A 6,841-nucleotide genomic window follows, 5' to 3' on the forward strand; every position below is an offset into this window, starting at 1 on the left:
CAACGGGGGCATCTTTCGGGTGTATTACACATCAGGTAGGTTATTTAGGTTCTTGGTAAAACAAAAATAACACCCCGATTGCCCCTTACAAAATCAGCACCATAATTGGCGCACTACCACAGATTGAAGGAACCGTTGGTGGAAAACTTCTTTTTGATTTTGGCGGTTCCGCTCAAGGTAAGTCCGTAGGAGCTATTTTGAGCAATGTTTTGGAATGTGATATTGGCATTGCCTTCGCTGTCAACGGTACGAATACGCTCCAGGGCATTGTTGGTTTGGCGTATGAAAAACACCGCATTGACCGACGACTCTTTGATGTATACGTTGTAGCTGGCTTCGGCGCTGTGGGTGAGTTCGGGTTTCAGGTAAGGGTTGCCTGAATACGTCATTTTCGGTTCGCTGGCGTTGGCATATGGATTCAAAAACCACAACATCGGTCGCTGAATACGCTGCGAATAGCTCAATTTAAGTTTCTGATTTTTTGGCAGATTTCTTGATAAAATGATGTTGGGAACAAGGTTGCCATAATTATTGGAAAACGGCACAGTTCCCGACAAAAAAGCTGCCTGAATGAAGGTATGTTCATACCGCGCCCCTGCGTTGATTCCCCATTTGTTTTTGGAAGTCCGCGAATACGCAATGTACGTAGAAGCTACCTGCTGATTGTAGTCAAACACATTGGCTAACGCAGGTACGTCCGTAAAATTGGTAGAGCCGTCGAGTGCAGTGGCTACGCGATAATCACTTTTTACATTTCGCAAAATAGCTTTTGTCCCCATTTCCAACGTACTGACGCTGTCCAACGGATTGGTAAAATCAACCTGCACCGTTCCTTCGTAATTTCGGCTGGCGTTGGGACTTTTCTCGCGGTAATAGACGGCATTTTCGGCATTCAATTGGTCGAGATTGTAATAACTGCCTTCGCCTTCATTCGAAAGCATCGTCAGAAAGTTGAATTCTTTTTTCGGCTTTTTGAACGTCTTATTGTAATCTACGTTCAACGTGCCACCATCCCAGTCATAGATACGATACAACTTTCGGGTAAAGAGCGTCTTTTCGCTGCTGTTTGAAAAATTGTTGATGTAATCGAAGTTCATGGCGTTCTTGCCATCGTAATAATTAAGCCCCGCACTTAGGCGGTTGAGGGAATCAATGTCCCACTCGGCCGAAATAGTTCCGTTCGTGTTCTCGCCGCCGCCTCTGAAATAAGTATTTTGAAGTAATTCGGTTTTGTAATTCTCAACGGTGGTTACTCGTTTTGTGTAGTTTTCTCCCAAATTCCGCCATTTGTTGAAACCTCCCCGGGCCGAAATGCCGAAGCTCTTTTTGCGGTAATTGAGCGAGCCGTTGTAGTTATCGTTCCAGCGGCCGAATGAAGTACTTGCCTTTCCGTTAATACCCTGCAAGTCGTTTCGTTTGGTAATGATATTGATAATTCCTGCCGTTCCTTCCGCGTCATATTTGGCAGAAGGAGAGGTGATTACCTCAATTTGCTTGATGTCGTCGGCGGGAATGAGTTTGAGCACTTCGGCGATGCTCTTAGCCATCAGGTTGGAGGGTTTGTTGTTAATCAACACCTTGATATTAGAACTTCCGCGCAACTCCACATTGCCGTCCAAATCCACGGCGATGGAAGGGATTTTACGTAACACATCGCCCGCATTTCCGCCCTTAATGGTGATGTCTTTTTCGGCATTGTACACCAATCGGTCTGGTCTGTCTTCAAAAAGGGTTTTTTGCTCAACTATCTGAACCTCTTTGAGTTGTTGGGCAGCTTGAGCAAACGAAATCACCCCTAAATCTACATCATTAGCTTTCGTGACTGACACATTCGATATCGTCTTATCTCTGTAACCAACAAACGTAATTTTAACCTGATAAACCCCTTCGTTCACTTTTGAAAACGTAAACTTTCCTGTCACATCCGAAGTGGTTCCTTCCAAAATTTTACTGTCTTTCAGGAGAGCAACGGTGGCAAACTCAACGGGTTTATGGGCGGCAGAATCAAGGACAAAGCCTGTGATCTTTGATTTTTGGGCAAACGTAGTCCCGAGTAGCCCCAGGCATAGGGCCGGCAAGAATAAGTGTTTCATGATGTAAAAATGGTTGGCTGTAATAGAGTTTGGGTTAGCTGTCGTTGAAGTGGTTTTGTGGTGACTGTTTTATCGTGGATACTCGACTTACTAAAAATGGTTACAGCAAAGAGGAAACTATTTTCAGGAATGTTGCATCGTCTCTCTACTTTTTTTTTGAATTATTAATCTCGATTCATGGCTTTTGAAAAGACTGGTTTGACGATGCGAAATAAAAAAGAAGAAGAGAGTTTCTATAATTTCTTAGGTAAGGTGTCGAAAATTCTTGACCAAGGAGGGTTATCTGTGTATCAGTTAACCGTTATTAGATTTTCAATGGCACTTTTTAAGGATATTGAAAATGCCAATACAAAAAAAGAGCGGGAAAGATAAACTCTCCCGCTCTTTTTGAAAAGACCGAATAACCGGTGCAAATTAGTTAGGCCGAAACTGCTTAGTTTTTCTTCGTATCTCCACCGCCAATGGAAGAAGCCGGTTGTTTTTCGGCTGCTTTTTTAGCAGATTTTTCATAATCTCCTGCCTGAACAATGGTCAATTTGGCCGGGTCGATGTATTTTTTCATCGCGCTGTTGATTTGTTCCGGCGTAAGGGATTCCACTTTCTTTTCAAAGTTGGCATCCCAATCCATTGTGCGATTGAGGTACAGATAGCTATTTAGCGTATTTGCCAAAGAAGGGTCTTGGGCACGGGTAACCATGCGCGATTGCAGGAAGCCTGATTTGGCAGCTTTCAATTCGTCGGCTGTAAAGCCTTCTTTCTGAACTTTTTCCAACTCTTCGCGTAATGCTTTTACCAAACGTTCGGCATTGTCGGGGTTGTACATGGCATAAGCCATAAACGAGCCCGTTTTATCAAATGGATTGGCCGAAAATCCTGAACCTACGCCGTAACTGATACCTTCCTTCTGACGGATGCGCACGGCCAAACGTGAGTTAAGAAACCCACCACCGAGCATATAATTGCCCAGCATCAACGCGGCATAATCCGGGTCATCATCCCGCAGCGGAAGGTTGATGCCTGCTACGAGCATGGCGTTTGCTTTGTCTGGAGTTTGCAATGACTGACTGCCCGGCGAAATGGATTTGTACTCGCTCACCAATCGGCTGAAAGGCTTGTTGGCTTTCCAAAGGCCAAATTCGTCAGACACGATTTTACGGACTTGAGTTTCATCAAAATCTCCAACGGCTGCAAAAGTAGCATTTTGTCCTCCGTAAAACTCTTTATAGAATTTCTTCGCGTCGTCAATTTTCGCGGCTTTGATGGCGGTAGCAGCTTCATCAAAAGTCATGTTGTAACGAATGTCCTCTTTGGGGTAAGGATTCATAGTACGCTGGAATATATTGAACGCAATGGCCTGTGGTTCAGAGCGCTGAGATTCAATATCGGCCAGTTGTTCCTGACGCAGTTTCTCAAACTCATTCGCGTCAAAGGCAGGATTTTTAAGCACATCGCCCACAAGTCGCAATACCGCTGGCAGGTTTTCTTTAGTTGTTTTAATCGATACATTGACCTGATTAAGACCACCCGACACGTTCATCTGAGCTTTGAGTTTGTCCAACTCATCTTTGATTTGCTGGCGAGAGCGCGTGGTGGTACCTTTATCCAATATTGAAGCTGCAAAATCGGAGGCAGTTGCTTGGTTGAGCAACGATTTTTGATCACCAAAACGGAACGTGAGCCGAGCGTTTACTTCGTTGCCTCGTGTGGTTTTTGGTAAAAGCGCCATCTCAATCGAATTCGGTTGCTCAATCCGCTTGGTGCGTCCGTCAATATTGGCCGGTGAAGGGTCAAAAGCTTCGCCTTGGGCTACCGCCGCGCGGCCTTTGTAATCTTTTACGATGGCAGCTACGTCCGGAGCATCCGGAACTTCGGTACGTTCGGGTTTTTCGTCAGGAATGAACATTCCGACGGTGCGGTTGGAAGGTTTAAAGTAATAGCGTGCTACGCGTTGAACATCTTCGGGTACTACTTTTTCGAGACGGTCGCGGTAGATAAAACCCAAGCGCCAATCGCCGGTAGCTATGAATTCGCTCATGGCCAATCCCAAACGGTCAGAACTTTTAAAGGCCAATTCAAAATCTTTCAGCAATTTGGTCTTGGCACGTTCCACTTCGTCTTTGGTTGGAACCACAATTGCTACTGAATCCAGTGTGTTCAACAACGTTTTCTTGGCATCATCAATGGATTTTTCTTTCAAAAGCTCTGTTCCGAAATAGACAAAACCCGGTTCTTTCAGCGAAAATGAATAGCCGTATTGGTAAGAGACTTTTTTGGTTTCCACCAGTTTTTTGTACAAACGTCCCGAAGGCTCATTGGTCAACAATTCAACCACCACGTCCAGGGCCGGGTAATCAGCGTGCGAACCGGGCATGATGTGGTACCCTGCCGCCAATGCCTGCGTATCACCTACGCGACGCAACACGACCGTACGCTCGCCATCCTGAACGGGCTCAATGGTGGGCACGTCCATCAACGAACGGGTTGGGCGTCGAATGGAGCCAAAATACTCTTCAATCAGTTTGAGAGTGGCTGCTTCGTCAATTTTACCGGCTACCAGTAAAACCGCATTATCGGGTTGATAATATTTTTTGTAAAACGCCTGTAGATTTTCGATTGGAACGCGCTCAATGTCAGAGCGATTGCCGATGGTAGATTTGCCATAGTTATGCCACAAATAAGCCGCTGATAAAACGCGCTCATTTAAAACCGATTGAGGTGAATTTTCTCCGATTTCAAATTCATTGCGAACCACCGAAAACTCGGAAGCCAAATCTTCTTTTTTGATAAAAGAATTAATCATTCGGTCCGACTCAAGGTCAAGCGCCCATTTGAGGTTTTCTTCGGAGGCGGTAAATGTCTCATAATAGTTGGTGCGGTCGAGCCAAGTGGTTCCGTTGGGACGGGCACCGTGAGAAGTTAGTTCCTGAGGGATGTTGGTGTGTTTGGTCGAACCTTTAAAGACCATGTGCTCCAGTAAGTGAGCCATTCCCGCTTCGCCTTTGCCCTCGTGCCGCGAACCCACTAAGTAGGTGATATTGACGGTAATAGTGGGTTTGGAAGCATCCGGAAAAAGGAGAACCTTTAAACCGTTTTTGAGCTGATATTCCGTGATACCTTCTACGGAAGCGCCTTTGGTCACCCCTGCGGGAAGCGACTGGGCCGACAAATCGTTGTTTAGCAAACAGCCCAGAAGCAGAGCTGCCCAACAACATTTTCTTAAAGTAAAATTGGCTGTGAACATAAAAAATAGGTTTGTGAAAGGATTGGATTTGATGAAAAGGTAATCATACCTGTACAAACGAAATAAATTCATTCTATATTTTCACAGAAATGAGAAGAAAGATTTCTTTCGTCAAGTAAAAAACTGCTTTGACGTAAAATAGTTGCTAAAACGTACGCCAATTTTTTAACTTTCAGCATGGAAACTTTTTTCAGGTATCGCCTCGACCATGTACTTTTTTGGGTAGCCACCATTTCATTTCATGCGTACAACAAAAGTTACATTATTAACAAAATGTAAAAACTTAGCCCTATAACAAAACAGATTAGCATTCGTTTTAATGTTTAAAATCTTGTTATAAACATTTGGAAATATCAAATGACATATCCGTATTAAGAGACTTGGTAATCAGGCTTTTAAGCCGTATCGAAGATTTGGAGCGAGAAAACCTTTCGCTTAAATCAGAGAATATGGAGTTAAAAGCACGTTTGAACCAAAATAGTAATAATAGCCATCAACCTCCTTCAATATCTAAGGTTTCGTGGTGGCTGAAAGCCAAGCCATGAAACCTTAGATATTGAAGGCAGTACGGTTTTCTTGGGGGATTGTGTCGAACTTATGAAATCATATCCTAATAATCATTTTGATTTGGCTGTTTGCGACCCTCCGTATGGCTTAGATGTTGCAAATATGAGAATGGGTGTAGGTGAAGGTAAACGTTGTTCAAAAGAAAAAAACAGAAATTGGAAAGCAAAGGATTGGGATAAAGAACCTCCAAATGAAATGTATTTTAATGAGCTGTTTAGAGTTTCAAAAAATCAAATAATTTTTGGTGCAAATAACTTCACATTACCTAATTCTAAATATTTTGCAATTTGGGATAAAGGCGAAGGTTTATATGGTAGAAGTTTTGCCGAATGTGAATATGCTTGGGTTCGTGAAGGCGGAACACGAATATTTAAAATTAGTCCAGTACAAAAAGATAGGTTTCATCCAACGCAAAAACCAATTGAACTTTACGATAAAGTGTTTAATCTTTACGCTAAACAAGGAATGAAAATACTTGATACACATTTAGGCTCTGGCAGTAGTCGAATTTCAGCGGATAAAGCAAAGTTGGATTTTGTCGGAATGGAAATTGACAAAGAATATTTTGATTTGTCTGAAAAAAGGTATCAGGAATATAAAAGCCAATTACGATTATGGTAGCGGTTTTTCGTATTGCCTATAACGGTTTCGGGTATTGCCGAAGGTGGGGCATTAAACCACCAAAGTTAAATTGAAAAACAAAAGTTAAATATGAGTACAGAAGATAAATTGGAAAACGTCAGCCCCACTTTTGGCAATACCTTGTTGAACAAAACCTTCGGTAGCTATATTTCTTCAAAAGGCTTAATTTTAAGGCCAATTTAAACTTTATCATGACAAAAAAAGAATTCTGATGAGCTGCATGAGAACAAGCTTATCAATCGTGCGGGCCGAGAAGTGCCCGGCTTTCAGGAATTAATCCACCGTTTTGAGCGCAGTA

At 43.1% G+C, this 6,841-nt stretch carries 4 protein-coding genes; 2 read left to right on the forward strand and 2 right to left on the reverse strand.

Annotated elements, in window-relative coordinates:
- Positions 1-113 precede the first annotated feature (113 nt).
- The gene (locus tag Q0081_RS13460) at positions 114-2,093 is read right to left on the reverse strand and encodes a TonB-dependent receptor domain-containing protein (protein ID WP_298354153.1); all 1,980 of its coding nucleotides are present in this window, start codon (positions 2,091-2,093) and stop codon (positions 114-116) included.
- Between the two features lie 177 nt (positions 2,094-2,270).
- On the opposite strand from Q0081_RS13460, the gene Q0081_RS13465 reads away from it, so the two are divergent.
- Entirely contained in the window at positions 2,271-2,465 is a 195-nt protein-coding gene (locus tag Q0081_RS13465; protein WP_298354155.1) for a hypothetical protein, read from the forward strand.
- A gap of 61 nt (positions 2,466-2,526) precedes the next feature.
- Here the strand turns inward: Q0081_RS13465 and Q0081_RS13470 are convergent, their stop codons facing one another.
- A complete protein-coding gene (locus Q0081_RS13470) occupies positions 2,527-5,334 on the reverse strand; it encodes a pitrilysin family protein (protein WP_298354157.1) in 2,808 nt (935 codons plus the stop codon).
- A 597-nt stretch (positions 5,335-5,931) separates the two neighbouring features.
- Here Q0081_RS13470 and Q0081_RS13475 point away from each other — a divergent pair.
- Positions 5,932-6,522, forward strand: coding sequence for a DNA methyltransferase (locus Q0081_RS13475; RefSeq protein WP_298354159.1), 591 nt, complete (start codon positions 5,932-5,934; stop codon positions 6,520-6,522).
- Positions 6,523-6,841 lie beyond the last annotated feature (319 nt).

Source organism: Runella sp. (assembly GCF_027484545.1).
Classification (GTDB): domain Bacteria; phylum Bacteroidota; class Bacteroidia; order Cytophagales; family Spirosomataceae; genus Runella.

Coding starts and splice junctions, on each gene's coding strand:
- Q0081_RS13460 (WP_298354153.1), bottom strand. CDS start 2,093: ATGAAACACTTATTCTTGCCGGCCCTATGCCTGGGGCTACTCGGGACT.
- Q0081_RS13465 (WP_298354155.1), top strand. CDS start 2,271: ATGGCTTTTGAAAAGACTGGTTTGACGATGCGAAATAAAAAAGAAGAA.
- Q0081_RS13470 (WP_298354157.1), bottom strand. CDS start 5,334: ATGTTCACAGCCAATTTTACTTTAAGAAAATGTTGTTGGGCAGCTCTG.
- Q0081_RS13475 (WP_298354159.1), top strand. CDS start 5,932: ATGAAATCATATCCTAATAATCATTTTGATTTGGCTGTTTGCGACCCT.